Origin of the sequence: Planctomonas deserti (genome assembly GCF_003067705.1) — a bacterium.
In the GTDB taxonomy this organism is placed as follows: domain Bacteria; phylum Actinomycetota; class Actinomycetes; order Actinomycetales; family Microbacteriaceae; genus Planctomonas; species Planctomonas deserti.
Genome location: NZ_QANL01000048.1, coordinates 1 through 716, shown reverse-complemented (window position 1 = coordinate 716; position 716 = coordinate 1). Strand labels below are relative to the sequence as shown.

Annotated in this window: 1 protein-coding gene; it reads left to right on the top strand. The window is 62.0% G+C overall.

The genetic code is table 11. The features are described 5' to 3' along the window. A partial coding sequence (locus DAI20_RS19455; protein ID WP_159085128.1) for an AAA family ATPase occupies positions 1-716 on the top strand: 716 nt, incomplete at both ends.

The following is a 716-nucleotide window of genomic DNA, read 5'->3' as shown; positions in this document are numbered from 1 at the left end:
CGGCGGTCGTGCGCAACTACCTGGAGTGGTTGCTGGGCGTGCCGTGGAAGAAGCGCAGCAAGGTGCGCAAGGACCTGAAGGTCGCGCAGGACACCCTCGATGCCGATCACTACGGCCTGGAGAAGGTCAAGGAACGCATCCTTGAATATCTGGCGGTGCAGTCGCGCGTGAAGCAGATGAAGGGCCCGATCCTGTGCCTGGTCGGGCCGCCGGGCGTGGGCAAGACCTCGCTCGGCCAGTCCATCGCCAAGGCTACCAACCGCAAGTTCGTGCGCATGTCGCTGGGCGGCGTTCGCGATGAAGCCGAGATCCGTGGCCACCGTCGTACCTACGTTGGTTCGATGCCGGGCCGCATCGTGCAGAACCTCAACAAGGTCGGCAGCAAGAACCCGCTGTTCGTGCTGGACGAGATCGACAAGATGTCGATGGACTTCCGTGGCGATCCGTCTTCGGCGCTGCTGGAAGTGCTCGATCCGGAGCAGAACAATGCGTTCAACGACCACTACCTGGAAGTGGACCTGGACCTGTCCGAAGTGATGTTCGTGGCCACCTCGAACTCGCTCAACATTCCGGGCCCGCTGCTGGACCGCATGGAAGTGATCCGCATCCCCGGCTACACCGAGGATGAGAAGCTCAACATCGCCACCCGTTACCTGGTGCCGAAGCAGATCAAGGCCAACGGCCTGCAGCCGGAAGAACTGGAGATCGGCAGTGAT